General features: G+C 54.7%; 15 protein-coding genes. 11 read left to right on the top strand and 4 right to left on the bottom strand.

Translation table 11 applies throughout. The annotated features are described in order from the left end of the window. The first annotated feature begins 35 nt into the window (after positions 1-35). Both CA264_RS01605 and CA264_RS01600 read left to right on the top strand, forming a co-directional pair. A complete protein-coding gene (locus CA264_RS01605) occupies positions 36-1,430 on the top strand; it encodes a type III PLP-dependent enzyme domain-containing protein (protein ID WP_025604068.1) in 1,395 nt (464 codons plus the stop codon). Positions 1,431-1,522: 92 nt separating this feature from the next. Further along, the gene (locus CA264_RS01600) at positions 1,523-1,687 is read left to right on the top strand and encodes a hypothetical protein (protein ID WP_157593613.1); all 165 of its coding nucleotides are present in this window, start codon (positions 1,523-1,525) and stop codon (positions 1,685-1,687) included. Positions 1,688-1,814: 127 nt separating this feature from the next. On the opposite strand, the gene CA264_RS01595 is transcribed toward CA264_RS01600, so the two are convergent. Further along, a complete protein-coding gene (locus CA264_RS01595) occupies positions 1,815-2,243 on the bottom strand; it encodes a hypothetical protein (RefSeq protein WP_157593612.1) in 429 nt (142 codons plus the stop codon). Between the two features lie 457 nt (positions 2,244-2,700). After that, complete coding sequence (locus tag CA264_RS01585) at positions 2,701-3,222, bottom strand: D-glycero-alpha-D-manno-heptose-1,7-bisphosphate 7-phosphatase (RefSeq protein ID WP_025604064.1); 522 nt, start codon at positions 3,220-3,222, stop codon at positions 2,701-2,703. 141 nt (positions 3,223-3,363) lie between these two features. On the opposite strand from CA264_RS01585, the gene hemG reads away from it, so the two are divergent. The 8 genes from hemG (at position 3,364) to CA264_RS01545 (ending at position 11,932) form a co-directional block, all read left to right on the top strand. After that, on the top strand, positions 3,364-4,710 hold the full coding sequence (gene hemG / locus CA264_RS01580; RefSeq protein WP_025604063.1) for a protoporphyrinogen oxidase: 1,347 nt from the start codon (positions 3,364-3,366) through the stop codon (positions 4,708-4,710). Positions 4,711-4,727: 17 nt separating this feature from the next. Then, positions 4,728-5,462, top strand: a complete 735-nt coding sequence (locus CA264_RS01575) for a polyprenol monophosphomannose synthase (RefSeq protein ID WP_025604062.1) — start codon at positions 4,728-4,730, stop codon at positions 5,460-5,462. A gap of 223 nt (positions 5,463-5,685) precedes the next feature. Continuing rightward, on the top strand, positions 5,686-6,627 hold the full coding sequence (locus CA264_RS01570; protein WP_025604061.1) for a TerC family protein: 942 nt from the start codon (positions 5,686-5,688) through the stop codon (positions 6,625-6,627). Positions 6,628-6,957: 330 nt separating this feature from the next. After that, a complete protein-coding gene (locus tag CA264_RS01565) occupies positions 6,958-8,064 on the top strand; it encodes a chorismate mutase (RefSeq protein WP_084196126.1) in 1,107 nt (368 codons plus the stop codon). Between the two features lie 220 nt (positions 8,065-8,284). Next, positions 8,285-9,151: a prephenate dehydratase domain-containing protein gene (locus tag CA264_RS01560; protein ID WP_025604059.1), complete on the top strand. Its 867-nt coding sequence runs from the start codon at positions 8,285-8,287 to the stop codon at positions 9,149-9,151. 4 nt (positions 9,152-9,155) lie between these two features. Next, the gene (locus CA264_RS01555; protein WP_025604058.1) at positions 9,156-10,337 is read left to right on the top strand and encodes a pyridoxal phosphate-dependent aminotransferase; all 1,182 of its coding nucleotides are present in this window, start codon (positions 9,156-9,158) and stop codon (positions 10,335-10,337) included. A 2-nt stretch (positions 10,338-10,339) separates the two neighbouring features. Further along, entirely contained in the window at positions 10,340-11,461 is a 1,122-nt protein-coding gene (locus tag CA264_RS01550; RefSeq protein ID WP_025604057.1) for a chorismate mutase, read from the top strand. Positions 11,462-11,608: 147 nt separating this feature from the next. After that, entirely contained in the window at positions 11,609-11,932 is a 324-nt protein-coding gene (locus tag CA264_RS01545; RefSeq protein WP_036775019.1) for a DUF3817 domain-containing protein, read from the top strand. Between the two features lie 713 nt (positions 11,933-12,645). Here CA264_RS01545 and CA264_RS01535 read toward each other — a convergent pair. Next, positions 12,646-13,689 (bottom strand): bile acid:sodium symporter family protein, encoded by a 1,044-nt coding sequence (locus CA264_RS01535; protein WP_084196125.1) that lies wholly within the window; start codon positions 13,687-13,689, stop codon positions 12,646-12,648. Between the two features lie 85 nt (positions 13,690-13,774). Beyond that, a complete protein-coding gene (locus tag CA264_RS01530; protein WP_025604053.1) occupies positions 13,775-15,757 on the bottom strand; it encodes a biosynthetic peptidoglycan transglycosylase in 1,983 nt (660 codons plus the stop codon). Positions 15,758-16,129: 372 nt separating this feature from the next. Between CA264_RS01530 and purB the strand changes: the two genes are divergently transcribed. Beyond that, on the top strand, positions 16,130-17,482 hold the full coding sequence (purB, locus tag CA264_RS01525) for an adenylosuccinate lyase (protein ID WP_025604052.1): 1,353 nt from the start codon (positions 16,130-16,132) through the stop codon (positions 17,480-17,482). Positions 17,483-17,526: the final 44 nt, after the last annotated feature.

Raw genomic sequence — 17,526 nt, 5'->3', positions numbered from 1 at the left:
ATATTGCATGTTTTCTTAATTGCCTAACCAACAGAATGGATAAATACACAGACCTCATTCACCAAACGTTTGACTTTCCCACAGAAGAGTTTACCGTAGAAAATAATGAGCTGCTTTTTAATGGCATTCCGCTTATGGATATCATCAAAAAGTACGGCACCCCACTCAAATTAACATACTTACCGAAGATCAGTTCACAGATCCAGCGTGCCAAGCGCCTGTTTAAAGAGGGCATGGAGAAGCTGGATTACCAAGGCACCTACACCTACTGCTACTGCACCAAGGCGTCCCATTTCTCCTTCGTGATGGAAGAGGCCCTGAAAAACGATATCCATATCGAGACGTCGTCAGGCTATGACATGCAGATTGTACGATCCCTTTACAAGAAAGGGAAGATAAACAAGAATACTTTTATCGTTTGCAACGGCTTTAAGCGCGAGCGTTACCGCCAGTGGATCTCTGAGCTCATTAACGAGGGCTTTGTGAACTGTATGCCTATCCTGGACCACCTGGGCGAGATAGAGTACTACAAGGAGCACGTAAAGGAGAAGACCAAGGTGGGCATTCGCCTGGCATCGGACGAGGAGCCGAAGTTCGAGTTCTATACTTCGCGCCTGGGCGTGCGCTACAACGACGTGATCGACCTGTACGAGCAGCAGATTAAGTCGGACGAGCGGTTTGAGCTCAAGATGCTCCACTACTTCATAAACACCGGCATTAAAGACACCTCCTACTACTGGTCAGAGCTTAGCCGCTTTGTGCATAAGTACGTTGAGGTGAAGAAGGTGTGCCCGGAGCTGGACACGATCGACATCGGCGGCGGCTTCCCGATCAAAACCTCCATCCAGGCCGATTACGATTACAAGTACATGACGGAGGAGATCCTGCGCACCATCAAGCGCATCTGTAACGAGGGAGGCGTGCCGGAGCCAAACATCTTTACGGAGTTCGGCATTTTTACCGTAGGCGAAAGCGCTGCCAATATTTACTCCGTTCTGGACGAGAAGCTGCAAAACGACAAGGAGCTCTGGTACATGATCGACGGCTCCTTTATCACCAACCTGCCGGATGCCTGGGCCCTGAACCAGCGCTGGCCGCTGCTTGCCATAAACCATTGGGACAAGGAATACCGTAAAATACAATTAGGCGGCATGACCTGCGATAGCCAGGACTACTATAACTCGGAGATGCACTCGTTCCAGGTGTTCCTGCCGAAGACACCAAAACAGCAGCCTTTGTACATCGGTTTCTTCCATACAGGTGCTTACCAGGAACAATTAAGCGGTTATGGCGGTATAAAGCATTGCCTGATCCCATCGCCTCAGCACATTCTGGTGGACCGCGATGAGAACGGCGAGATTAAGACCTGGCAGTTTGCACCGGAGCAAAGCAGCGAGTCGATGATGAGAATTCTCGGCTACGAAGTATAAATCAGTGCAATTGAAGTTTTTAGCCGGGTTGTTTTGCTTTTAAAGTATTTAAACTATTTTTGATGCAGAATCCTCCAAAAAATCACATAATCATGAAGAAAGTAATCTTAATGGGGACCCTATGCCTGGCGCTTGGCATGGCCTCTTGCAAAACCTACTGCCCGGCGTACAATTACGCCAAGGTAGAGAACCCAGTGAAGGGAAAGACAACAGGAGCTACCTCAGCTGAGAAAGCGACTGAACAAGTGAACAGCTAATCCGTTCCGAAGAACTAAACCATACATAAGAAAACCGGCCCTGGCGCCGGTTTTTTTATGCCTCATGCGCTGTGATAATGTTTGCTTGTTGTACTTTGTCGGCAGTAAAAAAGCCTGCGGCCAGGGCCTACTGCAGCAGAAACACCAGGTAACTGTACCCTGTTGAGGGGTTTATGGGCACGTAGTATTTAATCTGTGTCTCAGACTCCTCTGCCAAAGTATAGCTAAAGCCATCAATTACCAGCTCCTTGGTGTCTTTGTTGTAGCTGTAAGGCACCGTCTTTGTCGCGGGTGCGTCAGGGTCGCATTTGGTAGCTCCCTCGCTAATGGTGAGGGAGCCGTCGGCGCCGAAGTTGTACACATCATCCTGCTGGCAATCCGGCACGGGGGAGTATAAAACACCCCCGGGTGGGTTGCTGGCCTTGTTCTTGTCTGTCAGCGCGGGAGACCAGCTTTTGGAAACCAAAATGCTGACCGGCACCTTTTCATCTTCATCGTCCTTGTCGCAGGCAGTTAAGAGAGTGATGCAAAGGGCAAGCTGAAGTAACAGCCTCATTTTTTTCTCCATCATTATGTTATTTTAACTGTTTCCGCGCTTTTTATCTTACTGCTACTTCTGGTATTGTTGGTGCCAGCCTGCCTGTTTAGGCTACACTGCCTGCAGCTGGGCCTCCCCCGTAAACTTCGGCTATCCGATACTTTACCGCAGGTGCCATTCTCCAAATTAAGCCTATACAATATAAAAATATTTTTATCCCCCCCACACTTCCTGCACCTTTTTAGGCGCTGCATGGCAAAAATAAAAACAGGCAAAACGTCCGCCGCCAAACGCCACATAACACCCCATAGCAGGGCTGGCACCTTTTGCAGCAGCAAGGCACCCGCCAACAGGGCTTAAAATGCACTTACAGCCGGAAAACTATTCCCGGCAGCTCACTAACGGTAAGTGGTAGGTAGCACCAGTCATCTGCAACAAGTATTGTCAGCAAGAGCAAGGGAGACAGTTAAGCAGCTCAGGTGTTCTGCGCCAGTATAAGCTGGGTGGCTTCCCACAGGTCCTGCACCTGGTTGGTGTGGGTGCCGGGGCCGTACTTGTCCCCGACTAATACAGAACGCACCCCCACCTTGGCAGCCGCCTCTATGTCGCGCACAGAGTCGCCCACCATCCAGCTTGCGGCAGGGTCAATATTATACTTTGCCATGGCCTTCTCCAGCATCAGGCTGTCCGGCTTGCGGGCAAGCGAAGCGGAAAAATTCGGGTGATTCGGTGCAAAATAGATGGCATCCAACAGGGAGCTGCACGCGTCCTGCAATTTACCGTGGCAAGCCAGCACATCATCTTTTTTGTACAATCCTTTGGCGATGCCTGCCTGGTTTGTAACCACAATCAGCAGATAGCCGTTCTTCTTCAACAACCTAAGTGCCTCGGGCACACGGGGCAGCACCTCAAAATCATCCAGTTTATAGGTATAGTCGCCTCGCTCCCGGTTTAGCACGCCATCGCGGTCCAGGAAAATGCACTTTTGCTTTTGCATGCAATTCTAGTCTAAGTGGTGGAGGCGCTAATTTACAGAATTAAACGTTTTACCTGTGGCTGGCTGTAAAGCTACAGCACCTTGCCGGTGCAAAATCGTAAACTATACTGGCTACAGCCAACATATCAGAAACAGGAGCACATGAGAGTAGCAATAGTAGGAGCGGGAATTTCAGGGCTGGCGCTGGGGTACTACCTCCAGAAGCGGGGCGTCCCCTACGATCTGTTTGAGGCAAGCACACAGGTGGGCGGCAACATGCGCTCCCTAAAGGTGGGAGACTACTTGCTGGAGCTGGGCCCTAACTCGCTGCAGTGCTCACCCGAGTTAGACGAGCTCATTCGCGAGCTAAAGCTCGAGCAGGAAGTGCTGCCAGCCGCCACCCACAGCCACAACCGCTTCGTGCTGCGCAACGGAACTTACCAGCAGCTGCCCCTCACCCCTTTCTCGCTGCTCTCCAACAACCTCTTCAGCTGGAAGACAAAGTACCGCATTCTGCAGGAGAAGAACATCCCGCCGGCCGACTACGACTACGAAACCATTTCGCAGTTCTTTGAGCGCCGCTTCGGCACCGGTGTGCTCGACTATGCCGTACACCCCTTGGTTACCGGCATGTACGCCGGAGACCCCGGCAAGCTCTTGCTCCGGAAGGCGTTTCCGCAGCTGAAGGAGCTGGAGCAGCAGTACGGCTCCGTGCTGAAGGGGCTGGCGCAGGAGGAGAAAAGCACGGACCGCCGCGAGGTCTTCTCCTTTGTGTCGGGCATGCATACCTTACCCGAAGCGATCGCCGAAAAGCTGATTTCGCTGCACACCGAGCACCAGGTGGAGATGATCACGCGCAGCGCGGGCAAATATGTCATCAGCTGCTCCTCCCCTTCCGACACCGACGCAGAGGAGTACGACCTGCTGGTGCTGGCACTGCCCGCCTATCGGGCGGCGGAGCTCCTGCACTATACTTTCCCGGGCATGGCCGCAGCGCTACAGAACATCCACTACCCCCCGCTAGCCATCGTGCACAGCATCTATAACCGCCGCGACGTGAGCAACAGCCTGGACGGCTTCGGGGTGCTGCACCCCAAGGCCGAAGACACCTTCGCTGCCGGCTCTATCTGGAGCAGCTCCGTGTTCAGCGGCCGCTGCCGCCCGCACGAGGTACTGTTTACCACCTTTGTGGGCGGGGTGCAGTCGGCGCAGCATGCCCTGGCCGAGCGCACCGTCCTTATGCAGCAGGTGCACAACGAGCTGAAAGAACTGCACGGCATAGCGGCCGATAAGCCGAACTTCCAGTACGCCCACCTCTGGGAGCACTCCATCCCGCAGTACGACATGCACATTGAGGACGCCCACAACATAGCCCAGGACCTGGAGGCGGAGGGGATGTTCATCGCCGCCAACTGGTACAACGGGGTGTCGGTGCCGGGCTGCATCCGGGCAGCCAAAGAGCTGGCGCATAAAATTAATTTGAAGATGCCCCATGCCCTCAATAGCTGATTAGCTATATTTGAGGCATGAAAGATTCGTTGGTGATTATCCCAACTTACAACGAGCGGGAGAATATTGAGGCGATGGTACGCAGGGTGATGACGCTGAGTCACCCGTTCGACCTGTTGATCGTAGACGACGGCTCGCCGGACGGCACCGCCGACATTGTGCGCCAGCTACAGCAAGAGTTTCCGAACCGCCTGCACCTGGAGGTCCGAAAGGGCAAACTGGGTTTGGGTACCGCTTATATTCACGGCTTTAAGTATGCTTTGCGCCACGGCTACGAATACATCTTTGAGATGGATGCCGACTTCTCCCACAACCCCGCCGACCTGGTGCGCCTCTACCACGCCTGCGCCACCGACGGCTACGATGTTGCCATCGGGAGCCGCTACGTGCAGGGGGTAAACGTAGTAAACTGGCCGATGAGCCGCGTGCTGATGTCTTACTTCGCCAGCTCTTACGTGCGCGTGGTAACAGGCATGCCGATCCACGATACCACGGCCGGCTTTAAATGCTACCGCCGCAAGGTACTCGAGACCATACAGCTCAACAGAATCCGCTTCGTGGGCTACGCCTTCCAGATCGAGATGAAGTTCCTGGCCTACAAGTATGGCTTCAAGATCAAAGAAGTGCCCATTATCTTCACCGACCGCACCAAAGGCACGTCCAAAATGTCGACAGGCATTTTTAAGGAAGCCGTTATGGGGGTGCTTCAGATGAAGGTGAGTAGCTATTTCCGTCACTTCGACCGCTACTAGCCGAATCCCTCTTACTTGTTTTTCTGCCACTTCCGGTTTAACTCACACAAAACCCGGTGCGGTTTCTGGTGCCCTGCAGGCTAGGGCACGGCCATGGAACCCGGCTGCGGCGCAGATGTGAGCAGGAGGTGTACAAGCAATGCAATTTCAAACTAAATTTGCCGGTTCTGGTATAGTATACTTTCAACAGGCCTTCTGAAAAAGACGCACCACGCGTACCCCTATGGATGAAATCTTCTTCTGGATAATCTTTAACGCCTTCGTGCTCCTGCTGCTCGGCCTGGACCTGTTTGTGTTCCACCGCAAAGAGCATGAGGTAAAGATCAAAGAGGCACTGCTCTGGAGCTTGTTCTGGATTGTGCTCTCGCTCTGCTTCAATGCGCTGATCTATTTCTGGGAGGGGCCTGCCGCCGCCCTGGAGTTCCTGACCGGCTACCTGATCGAGAAGTCCCTGAGCGTAGACAACCTGTTTGTCTTCATCATGATCTTCAACTTCTTTAAGGTCCCGCTCAAGTTTCAGCACAAAATCCTCTTCTGGGGGATTATCGGGGCTTTGGTGCTGCGTGCCATTTTCATACTGGTAGGCGTAGCCCTCATTGCCAAGTTCCACTTTATCATCTACATCCTGGGGGCGTTCCTGGTGTTTACAGGTATCAAGATGGCCTTCTCGCACGGCGGTGACGAAGTACACCCGGAGAACAACCCGCTTGTGAACTGGGTAAGCCGGCACATCCGCGTCACGAAACAGCCGGTGGGGGGCAAATTCTTCACCAAGATTGACGGCAAGTGGTTTGCCACGCCTTTGTTCCTGGTACTGGTGATGGTGGAAAGTACCGACGTGGTGTTCGCTGCCGACTCCATCCCGGCCATTCTGGCCATCTCGAAAGACCCCTTCATTGTGTACACCTCCAACGTGTTTGCCCTGCTCGGCCTGCGGGCGCTGTACTTTGCCCTGGCAGGCATTATGCAGCTGTTCCACTACCTGCACTACGGGCTATCGGTTATACTGGTGTTTATCGGTGCCAAGCTGCTCCTGAGCGACATTGTAGAAGTTGACATGCGCTACGCGCTGCTGGTGGTCGGTGCCATCCTGGCTGTCTCTGTCATTGCCTCGCTTCTGTTCCCTAAAAAGGAGGAGCTCCCCAAGCCGCCTACAGAGGAGTAAACGCCTGTGTAACAGCCCCGAAAGAAGACGCTCCGTATATCGGAATAAAAAAATATTTTCAGGCAAAAGCTTGCAAGTATGCATCTTTATTGTTTTACTTGCTGAAAATTAGAACACAGACATGCTACAACTACTAGCCAGCATTTATACGAATTCCTTTAAGGTGCCTCATCCGGGGCTTCTGAGGTAGCGTATTGTGCAGCGTAATGAGTTGTAATATATACACCACCAAGGGAGCCCCGCCACAAGCGGGGCTTTTTTGTTTTAAACCTATTTCAAACCAAAATCTACAGTAAAAACCAAAACAGATTTTTTTAACATGCCAAAACCATGAAAGCAAGTAGAACACCCATCAATGTAGCACAAGACAGCAGCTTCCGACACGCAGACGGCAAGCTCGTGCTGATTGCGGGACCATGCAGTGCCGAAAGTGAAGAACAAATGCTGAAAACAGCCCAACAACTAAAAGCCATCAACGGCATCAATGTGTTCAGGGCAGGTATCTGGAAATCGCGCACACGCCCCAACTCATTCAAGGGCGTCGGTACGGTGGGGCTACAGTGGCTTAACATGGTAAAGCAAGAAACCGGCCTGCGCACCACCTGCGAGGTGGCCAACGCGCAGCATGCCGAAGAGGCGCTGAAGCACGGCGTGGACATCCTGAGCATCAGCGGCCGCGCAACGGTGAACCCCTTCGCGATGGAGGAAATTGCCGCCGCCTTGAAGGGCACCCGGATGCCGGTGCTGGTAAACAACCCGGTTTACCCGGACCTGCGCCTGTGGCTGGGGGCGTTGGAGCGCCTGAACCATGCCGACATCACGGACCTGGGCGTGATTAACCGCGGCTTCAGCGCCGATGAACAGTACCCGTACCGCAGCCACCCGCGCTGGGACCACATGCTGCAACTGCAGCAGATGCACCCGGAGCTGCCTCTGCTGTGCGACGCCGCGCACATCGCCGGCCGCCGCAGCCTGCTGTACCCTGTTAGCCAGAAAGCGGTGGACCTGGGCGCGGATGGCTTGCTGTTCGAGTCGCACGTAAACCCGGCCGCCGCCCTGAGCAGCCCCCAGCAGCAGCTGATGCCGCAGGAGCTGGACCTGCTCATCAACGCCATCGAATCGAAGGTAAGGCTGGAGGGCACCAACTACCTGGTAGAGCAGCTTGACGACCTGAGCCAGCAAATGGACAGCGTGGACAAGGAGCTGGTGGACCTGCTGCTTCGCCGCCGGGAGGTGTCGCAGAAGATCAGCCTGCACCAGATGGGCGATGTACAGGAGAGCCTGCAGGTTAGCCGCTGGCAACAGGAGCTTGATGCCTGGCTGCAGCGCGAGGACTATACCCAAATGGATAGCGGCTTCGTAAAATCGCTGATGGAGGCCCTGCAGCAACACCGTAAAGGCCCGGCCGACGGAGTAGAGTCTTCGGCGGTGGCATAAATTAAATTAGTTTTATGTTGGAGTTGTAGTTAACACCAGTTAGATTGAGCCATAATTAGAAAACACCGATGTCGCACAGCACTTTTTATTTTAGCTATTACTTTTTTGGTACTCCGCCGGGGCTCCACAGGTAATGCTATTGTGTTTGCGAACAAACAAAGTATAAACCAGAGAAGCCCCGCCAAAAGCGGGGCTTTTTCTTTTTACCCCACACAGCAACATGAACAGAACCAGAATCGCGATCCAGGGTGGCCCGGCCTCGTTCCACGATGCGGCGGCAAGGCAACTGCACCCGGCGCAACAGGTAGACACCGTGCCCTGCACCTCCTTCCGCAGCCTTTGCACCACCTTGGCCAACAGCGAGGCGGATGCCGCCATGATGGCCATTGAAAACACACTGGCCGGGAGCCTGCTCCCGAACTACACCCTGTTGCAGGAGTTCCGCCTGCTGGCAACCGCGGAGCTCTGGCTCCCGATAGACCAGAACCTGCTGGCCCTGCCCGGGCAACGGCTGGAGGACGTGCATAGCGTTATTTCGCACCCCGTGGCGCTGGCCCAATGCAGCAGCTTTCTGCAGCGGCACCCCCACCTGCAGGCACAGCCTTCCCACGACACGGCCGACAGTGCCAAAGCCATTCGGGAGGGTCAGCTAAAGGGCACAGCGGCCATCGCTGGCAAAGCAGCGGCAGCGCTTTATGGCCTGGAGGTACTGCAGGCAAACATTGCCGACTCCCCCACTAACTACACCCGCTTTCTGTTTCTGCAGCGCGCGCAGCCGGAAGCTCCGGCCACAGCCAACAAAGCCATTGTTGTGTGCCGAAAGCCGCTTCGCACCGCAACCCTCACCTTGCTCCTGAGCCAGCTGCAGAAGCACCAGGTAGAGCTGAAGCTGCTGCAAACGCTCCCCTCCGGCAATCAGCAGCCTTACCTGGTGGCAGAACTGGAGGCCGCCGGTAAAGAGCAACTGCAGGAGGCAGTTACGCACATCCGCCCGCTGGTGGAAGACCTGCACCTGCTGGGGCTGCTGCAAAAAGCAGCCCTACCGACACCTACGGCAAGAGAACCACAAGAGGCAGCTACAGTTTAAAACCATGATCATACCTAAAGCAGAGCGGCTACAGCAGGTGCAGGAGTACTACTTCTCCCGGAAGCTGGCGGAAGTCCGAGCCTTGCAGGCGCAGGGAAAGCACATCGTCAACCTCGGCATTGGCAGCCCCGACCTACCTCCTTCCGCAGCGACAGTGCAGGCCCTGGCCGCCTCGGCACAGCAGGCAGTGAGCCACGGCTATCAGCCTTACAACGGCACCGCCCGGTTGCGGCAGGCCATGCAGCAGTGGTACCAGCAGCTGTACAAGGTATCCCTCACGGAGCAGGAGGTGTTACCGCTGGCTGGGTCTAAAGAAGGTATCTTTCATATTTCCATGGCCTTTCTGAACCCGGGCGATAAGGTGTTGGTGCCCAACCCCGGCTACCCGGCCTACGCCGCCGCCGCACGACTGGCCGGTGCAGAAGCCGTGAGCTATACTTTGAGCGAAGCAACAGACTGGCTTCCGCAGCAGGAAGAACTGGAAGGGCTGCTAGCGCAAGGCGGTGTAAAGATGATGTGGATCAACTACCCGCACATGCCCACCGGAAAGGCAGCTGACCGCAATACCCTGGCAAGGCTGGTAGAACTCACCCAAAAACATAGCCTCTTGCTCGTCAACGATAACCCCTACAGCTTGGTGCTGCACCAGCAGCCGCCGCTCAGCCTCTTAAGTATAGCCGGTGCCAAAGCCAACTGCCTGGAGCTAAACTCCCTGAGCAAGTCGCATAACATGGCGGGTTGGCGCGTGGGCATGGTGCTGGGCGGGCAGGAGTATCTGAATGCTGTACTTGCCGTGAAAAGCAACCTAGATTCGGGGCAACTGCTGCCTGTGCAGGAAGCCGCCGTTGCCGCCCTGCAGAACAGCCACGCCTGGCACACCGAACGCAACGGGCTTTATGCGGCACGGCAACAACTCGCCCAGCGGCTCTTAACAGAGATAGGCTGCACGTTCCAACCTGAGCAGGTCGGCATGTTTGTGTGGGCGCGCGTGGGCGAAGATGTCGCCGATGTAGAAGCCTACCTGGACGAACTGCTTTATGAGCACGGAATTTTCCTGACGCCCGGAAAAATATTCGGCAGCCAGGGCGAGCGGTACCTGCGGGTGTCGCTTTGTGCCCCTGCCAGCGAGCTTGAAGAGGCCATTCAAAGAATAAAATCAACCAAAGAAATCATAACCAAAGTATAACCATGAGTACATCTAACGCTACCTTACAAACAACCGCTAAAACCAAGATTCTGAACGGCGGCCCTTTGCCTACCGTTATCGCCGGCCCCTGCAGTGCAGAGTCGGAAGAGCAAATGCTGCAGACCGCGCAGGAGCTGAAGAAAGACCACCGGGTATCCATTTTCAGGGCAGGCATCTGGAAACCCCGCACCCGCCCGGGCATGTTTGAGGGAGTAGGCACAGTAGGGCTGGAGTGGCTGAAAACGGTGAAGGAGGAAACAGGGCTGCTAACAGCTGTAGAAGTGGCCAACACACAACATGTGGAGGAGGCGTTGAAGCACGGTGTGGACATCCTCTGGGTTGGCGCCCGCACCACGGTAAACCCGTTCTCGGTGCAGGAAGTGGCTGATGCCCTGCAGGGCGTAGATGTGCCTGTTATGGTGAAGAACCCGGTAAACCCCGATATTCAGCTGTGGCTGGGTGCGCTGGAGCGCCTGAACCGGGCCGGCATCACGGACCTGGGGCTGATACACCGCGGCTTCTCCACGCCAAACAACAAGCCTTACCGCAACCACCCTAAGTGGCAAACCATACAGGAGATCCGCAGTCTGGCCCCGGGCATTCCGCTGATTTGTGACCCCAGCCATATTGCCGGCCGCCGCGACCTGCTGGAAACCGTAAGCCAGCAGGCGCTGCACCTGGGAGCGGATGGCCTCATGATCGAAACCCATATTAACCCGGATGTGGCGTTGAGCGACGCTTCGCAGCAGGTAACCCCAGCAGGCCTCGACAGGCTGCTGACGGCACTGGACCTGGAGTCGGAGCGCGTGGCACAGCCGGAGCAGCTCCAGGACCTGCGCTCGCTTATCGACAAACTGGATAACGAGCTGCTGAACGTGCTCTTCCTGCGCTCCGATGTATCCAAACGCATTGGTGAGTACAAGCGAACGAATGGGCTGGATATTTACCAGGCCAACCGTTGGCAGCAGCTGCTACAGAACCGCCTCCAGACCGCCACCGACACCGGCCTCGATCAGGATTTTGTTAAAGCTATTTTCGATGCCATCCATAGCTTCTCGCTCGGCATTCAGAACGAGGTGTTTGCCACACAGGCCCCTGGCCAGCCTGTGTCCCAGGTACAGTAAGAGTCGCAGCGGTTCAGTTGCTTGCGTGTGGTTTATGGCAGAGCAACAGCCCACAGCTGCCTTCCGTCGAATTTTGGGTAATTTGCATGGCACGTTTTGTACCTTTGGCGTGTTGCAAGGCAGCAACCACACTAAATCATTAAGCTGATGAACACTCCGATTTCTCGCCTGCGCCTGGTGGGCACCCTGGAAGGTATTTCTTACCTTCTGCTGCTCGGTATAGCTATGCCGCTGAAGTATATGTTTGATATGCCGGCCATGGTCAAGTACACCGGCTGGGCGCACGGCCTGCTGTTTGTGCTCTACATTCTGGCGCTGCTGCACGTTACGCTGGCGCACAATTGGGGCTTCAAAAAGCTTGCGGCCGGTTTCGTTGCCTCGCTGCTCCCATTTGGCCCGTTTATCTTCGATAAAAAGATACTTGACCAGGAAGAGCCGAAGACTCAGGAAAGACAAAAGCAAGTAGCGTAAGCTGCGCTGTTTATAGATATAAAAAGCCACCTGCTTTCACGGGTGGCTTTTTGCTTTTTGTGATTTGCTCGCGTTCCTTCGCTCCAGAGCTGCCGCTAATCTCCTTCTGCCGATGCTCCTTTCTGGCGCAAGCGCCCGCTTGTGCCTGTGACTGCCTCTGCTAACTGTAGTTTATACTTTCCCCGCTGGCGCGAGTTTGCAAACGTGTCTTACTATGATGTTGAGTTTGTAAATCAACTGGCTCGCAGAGCCAAATTTTCATTTGATGGTCGAAACAACCTCCCTGGCGCAAGCGTCCGCTTGTGCCTCCAACTGCCTTGGCTATACTTACTACAGTTATACTTCCATAGTAACTGCTTTCCGCATCTCCAACCAAGCCATACTTTCTAACCTCCGTTCATCCTCCAGTTCCCCAAATACCAAATGTTTTACTTTATACGTTGGAGCGCTCATGCCCGCGAGGGCTCGTCCTGGGGGTAGGGGCCCTCGATAAGGGCATCGCGCTGCTTTCGCTTCCTGCCCTCGTGCCTCGGGCTGCCTCGCTCGCGCTCGTCACCGGAAACTCTCGAGGCGCTCAACCCAAGGACTGGGATCAGTTCGATAGCAAAGGTTTTCTGTTTTAAATACAGGACCTTCCCTTTAGGCAGAAGGAAACCCTCCTGAACAGCTCAGGTTACAGTGCTTAACACGCAGATAGCGCTTGCACCGATGAGCTATCCGGCATCAGCCGCTGCTTTTCGTGCCTCGGCCTGTGCAATAATGCTGGCGGCTAACAGTTGCAGGGCATGGTACATCATGATGGGCAAAAGTATTATCCCCACCATATTCGCACCCGGAAACAGCACCTTCGACATGACGGTGCCGTGCACCAGCGACTTCTTTGAGCCGCAGAAGATGGCGGTAATTTGGTTTTCGCGGTTAAAGCCCAGCAGTTTGGTGATGCCGTAAATAATGCTGTACACCAGGAAGAATAAGCCGATCATGGCTCCGCCAAGTATAAGGATGTCTCCCACGCTGTAGCCGCTGAACATCTTGCGGGCAAACGATTCGCAGAAGGAAGTATACACGATCAGCAGGATAATAACCTGGTCGAAGACACGCAGGCGGCCTTTGTGACGCTCGGCAAACGCACCCCAGTAACGGTGCAGCACAATGCCCAGCACCACCGGCAACAGCACCTGCAGCACCAGCTTGCCCATCACACTCCAGATATCAAACCCTTCCGTACTACTCGTCAGGAACAGGCCCATCCAGAGCGGTGTGAGGAAAATACCCATCAGGCTCGAGATGCTTGCGTTAAAGATGGCCCCCGGTATGTTGCCGCCAGCAATTGAAACCATCACAACGGAAGAGGAAACCGTGGACGGAAGCGCAGCCAGGTAAAAGACGCCCAGCCACAACAGCTCCTGCGGCGTGCCCTCAAACAAACTGTGCAACGGCAATATGAGCAGCGGGAACAAGACAAAGGTGCTCAGCTGCACCACCGTGTGCAGGCGCCAGTTGCTTAGCCCAGCCCGAAGCTTATCGGGGCTCAGGCGCAGCCCATAGAAGAAGAAAATAACCGACACGCCATAGTTCGCGACATCCCCAAGCGAAACCGGCTCCCGGTCCACGCCCACCTGCGGCCACAGGTAGGCCAGAAAGATCATACTTATCAGCGCGAGCAGAAACCAGTCCAGCCCCGCGCGGGCGGCCAGTTTACCGATGCGCGGCACAAGCCCGACCGGCTCAGGAGCTATTTTCTCTTTTTGTTCCATAAGAGCAAGTATACGCAATCTTCCTCTTTTAAAGCAAAAAGCCTCTGTAACCATAGCTACAGAGGCTTTTTTATACTTTCAGGCTCTAAAAGTCCAGCAGATCGATGCTCTCCAGCTCAAACTGCGTGGTGTCTTCCTCCTCCACTACGCTGCTGTCCTGCGCCGTCACAATCAGGTCGCGGGCACGGCCGTAGAGGCGCACGTTCGGGTACAGGTTCTCATACTCCTCCTGCGAGATAAGGCCGCGGCGGCGCATAATCCCCCCGATCATGCGGTAGTAGCCGGCTTTATAGTTGCGGAGGTTGCCGTAGCTGTCAAAAGAGGAGCGGTACCGCTTGGGGCTTGGAATGATGCTGGTCAGGAAGATGGCTTCCGCCAGGTTCAGCTCCGACGGCTGCTTCCCGAAATAAAACCGGGACGCATCCTTGGCACCGTACACATTTGGCCCCCACTCAATAATGTTCAGGTATACTTCAAAAAGGCGGTTTTTCGACACTAGGTCCAGGTTCTCAATCATCCACACAATAATCGCCTCCTCTACTTTACGGGCCACTGTTTTCTTGCGCGTCAGGAACACGTTTTTCACCAGCTGCATGGAGATCGTGCTGCCGCCCCGGGCGAACTCGCCCTCTTTCAGGTTCTTGATGATCGCCTGCCGGAACGCCTCCTCATGGAAGCCGTTGTGGCTGTAGAAGCCTGCATCCTCGGCAGACAAGATAGCGTTGCGCAGGTAGGGCGACACCTCTCCTATCGGGCTATAAAAAGGGTTAGAAGGGCCAACTGTGAAGGTTCGCACCGGCTTCCCGTACTCATACACCGTGTGCGAGAACGAGCCTTTTATCTTCTCTATATTCGTGTTGCCCCACTCCAGAATCCTGAAGTCATCAGAGGCATCCAGATCGGAGTTAAACACCACCTGCTCCAGGCTGTCCATGTTTACATGGAAGTTCAGGTTGTACTGCAGCCATCCTTTCGCCTTTATCCCCTCCAGGTTCTCGAACAAACCGGCCGGCAATGAGCCGAAAAAGTCGTTGGCAGGCACCTTCTCGGTCTTCACCTTCAGGTCTATGATCTTTGCGTCTTTGTTCTCGTAGGCAGCGTAGATGTTGGCGCGGGCCTTGTTTACCCGCACTTCCGTCAGGCTGTCGATCACATACAGGTCCGGCCCCAGCGTTACCACGTAGTCCACGGCGCTTTCGCTCACCTGAATGTCCTCAGAGGCGAGCTTTGGGTGGTTCAGCACGAGGTCGTCCACTACGGCGCGGCCACTTACAGTCAGCTTATCGTTGCGGAAGCGCTTGTTATCCAGGCTGATGTGCAGCGTATCAAAGGCTACCGTTGCATCAAACTTCTGCTGTATGTAAGGCAGGCGTATCCCGTTGGTGTCTGCGGCATACAGGCTGGTAGCGATACGGTAGTCGCGCGGGTCAATGGTGCCGCGCACGCGCATGTTGTTCACCAGAGAGTCTGTGCGCACATATACTTCCGACTCAATGTGCCCGTCGTCTACCAACAGGAAAGGCATCCTGAAATCGATCGTGCGGTTAGGCGAGACATAAGAGGCATTGAGGTTCTTAAAGTCCACCTGGTCCGGCACATTGTCAAAAGCAGTTTCGATCACCCGGTTGAGCAAAGCGCCGTAGTTGCGCCCGGTATCGGCCGTGTCGGCTGGCTCCGCCGTCTCCCCATCTTTGAAGAGAAAGGCAAAGTTGGTCTGGTTGCCCTTTTTCACAGCGGTCAGGTAGCCGTCGGTCACCTCCAAGCGCTTAAACACAATGCGGCCCTGGAAGATCGAGCGGAAACTCACGGTGGCGTATACATTGTCGGTGGTGAAGAGGGTGTCGAGCTGGTGCGGAACGAAGGAAATATCCGACAGCACCACGGAGTTCCAGTCCACAAACTCGGCATTGCCAATGTTGAGGTCGGCCGGGTACTTGTTTTCCACCTTGGCGACAATACGATCAATGGTATAGCTCAGAACCCTGCTTCTGAATATAAAGAGCAGCAGCACGAGCAGTAAAAGGAAGGCCAGCACGCCGCCAGCCCATGCGAGAATTCTGTTTTTCAAACGATGGTCCAAAATATAATCCGATGCGAATTAAGTAATAAGATCTGTATCTAAAAAAGTAGCGCGTATTTAAAAAGACATTATACGATATAACCCTGTGGGTTGAAGTATAACTTCTACTATATACCCCACCTATTACGGCTACAGGCCTTATAGGATATGTCTACAACGGCCGTATACGCAATCATAGTGCCAAACAGTGTCTTTAAGAGTACGACTCAGGCACAATACCACCTATAAATCAACATCTTACCGCACCCATCAACACCCGGGCAGCGCAGCAGCAGCAGGGTGCGCATAACTGTTTGCCTGATTTTTGGCTTACTGTGGCAAACCTGTGTATCTTTGAACAGGAGAACCACAGCCCTTAACATGAACTTAACAACACTTACTGCTATCTCGCCGGTGGATGGCCGGTACCGCCGCCACACCAGCGCCCTTGCCCCGTATTTTTCTGAATTTGGCCTGATCCGCTACCGAGTGCTGGTAGAGGTGGAGTACTTCATCTCCCTTTGCGAGTTGCCGCTGCCACAGCTGCAAAGCATCGACAGCAGCCTGTTTGCGAAGCTGCGCGCCATATATGAGCACTTCTCCGAGGAGGATGCCCTGGTGATCAAGGAAACGGAGAAGACCACCAACCACGACGTAAAGGCAGTAGAGTACTTTTTAAAAGAGCAGTTTGATCAGCTGGGGCTGAGCGAGCACAAGGAGTTCATCCACTTCGGCCTCACCTCCCAGGACGTGAACAACACGGCTATCCCGCTATCGCTGCGCGAGGCACACGAGCAGGTGATACAGCCGGCATACCAGGCTATATACGAGACGCTGAGCGAACTGGCCCGGCAGTGGAAGGATATCCCGATGCTGGCGCACACCCACGGCCAGCCCGCCTCCCCTACCCGCCTGGGCAAGGAGATCATGGTGTTTGCCGAGCGCCTGCAACAGCAGCTTTCCCTGCTGCAGCAAGTGCCGTTCTCGGCCAAGTTCGGTGGCGCCACCGGTAACTTTAACGCCCACTCGGTGGCCTACCCAAGTATAGACTGGCCGGCGTTTGGCAACCAGTTCGTGCAGCAGGCACTGGGGCTACAGCGCAGCCAGTACACAACCCAGATTGAGCACTACGATAACCTGGCAGCGTACTTTGACGGGCTTAAGCGCCTGAACACCATCCTGCTGGACTTCGCCCGCGATGTGTGGCAGTACATCTCGATGGGTTACTTTAAGCAGAAGATCAAAGCAGGCGAAGTGGGTTCCTCTGCCATGCCGCACAAGGTAAACCCGATCGATTTTGAAAACGCTGAGGGTAACCTTGGTATAGCCAACGCCATACTGGAGCACCTTTCCGCCAAGCTCCCGATCTCGCGCCTGCAACGCGACCTCACCGACTCTACCGTGCTCCGCAACGTGGGGGTGCCTTTGGCGCATCTCCTTATCGCGCTAAAGTCACTGGAGAAAGGGATTGGAAAACTGGAGCTGAACGAAGCCGCACTGCACAACCACCTGGAGGATAACTGGGCCGTAGTGGCGGAAGGCATCCAGACTGTGTTGCGCCGGGAGGGCTACCCGCAGCCGTACGAGGCCCTGAAAGAGCTGACCCGCAAAAATGAGAAAATGACGGAGCAGCGTATCCATACCTTTATTGACACGCTGCAGGTAAGCGATGAAGTAAAGGCGGAGTTGAAAAGCATTTCCCCTTTTAACTACACCGGAGTACAGCTGATATAGGTACAGGCTTTTCTTAAAGCAGAACGTATAAATCCCCGGGAGCT

Origin of the sequence: Pontibacter actiniarum, assembly GCF_003585765.1 — a bacterium.
GTDB lineage: Bacteria > Bacteroidota > Bacteroidia > Cytophagales > Hymenobacteraceae > Pontibacter > Pontibacter actiniarum.
Note: the sequence above shows the minus strand (reverse complement) of the source record. Positions and strands in the feature narration are given on the sequence as shown.

Excerpts from the sequence above, each read along its gene's own strand:
- purB (WP_025604052.1), top strand. The coding sequence starts at position 16,130 with ATGAACTTAACAACACTTACTGCTATCTCGCCGGTGGATGGCCGGTAC.
- CA264_RS01605 (WP_025604068.1), top strand. The coding sequence starts at position 36 with ATGGATAAATACACAGACCTCATTCACCAAACGTTTGACTTTCCCACA.
- CA264_RS01570 (WP_025604061.1), top strand. The coding sequence starts at position 5,686 with ATGGATGAAATCTTCTTCTGGATAATCTTTAACGCCTTCGTGCTCCTG.
- CA264_RS01575 (WP_025604062.1), top strand. The coding sequence starts at position 4,728 with ATGAAAGATTCGTTGGTGATTATCCCAACTTACAACGAGCGGGAGAAT.
- CA264_RS01585 (WP_025604064.1), bottom strand. The coding sequence starts at position 3,222 with ATGCAAAAGCAAAAGTGCATTTTCCTGGACCGCGATGGCGTGCTAAAC.
- CA264_RS01595 (WP_157593612.1), bottom strand. The coding sequence starts at position 2,243 with ATGAGGCTGTTACTTCAGCTTGCCCTTTGCATCACTCTCTTAACTGCC.
- CA264_RS01535 (WP_084196125.1), bottom strand. The coding sequence starts at position 13,689 with ATGGAACAAAAAGAGAAAATAGCTCCTGAGCCGGTCGGGCTTGTGCCG.
- CA264_RS01560 (WP_025604059.1), top strand. The coding sequence starts at position 8,285 with ATGAACAGAACCAGAATCGCGATCCAGGGTGGCCCGGCCTCGTTCCAC.
- CA264_RS01545 (WP_036775019.1), top strand. The coding sequence starts at position 11,609 with ATGAACACTCCGATTTCTCGCCTGCGCCTGGTGGGCACCCTGGAAGGT.
- CA264_RS01555 (WP_025604058.1), top strand. The coding sequence starts at position 9,156 with ATGATCATACCTAAAGCAGAGCGGCTACAGCAGGTGCAGGAGTACTAC.
- CA264_RS01600 (WP_157593613.1), top strand. The coding sequence starts at position 1,523 with ATGAAGAAAGTAATCTTAATGGGGACCCTATGCCTGGCGCTTGGCATG.
- CA264_RS01550 (WP_025604057.1), top strand. The coding sequence starts at position 10,340 with ATGAGTACATCTAACGCTACCTTACAAACAACCGCTAAAACCAAGATT.
- hemG (WP_025604063.1), top strand. The coding sequence starts at position 3,364 with ATGAGAGTAGCAATAGTAGGAGCGGGAATTTCAGGGCTGGCGCTGGGG.
- CA264_RS01565 (WP_084196126.1), top strand. The coding sequence starts at position 6,958 with ATGAAAGCAAGTAGAACACCCATCAATGTAGCACAAGACAGCAGCTTC.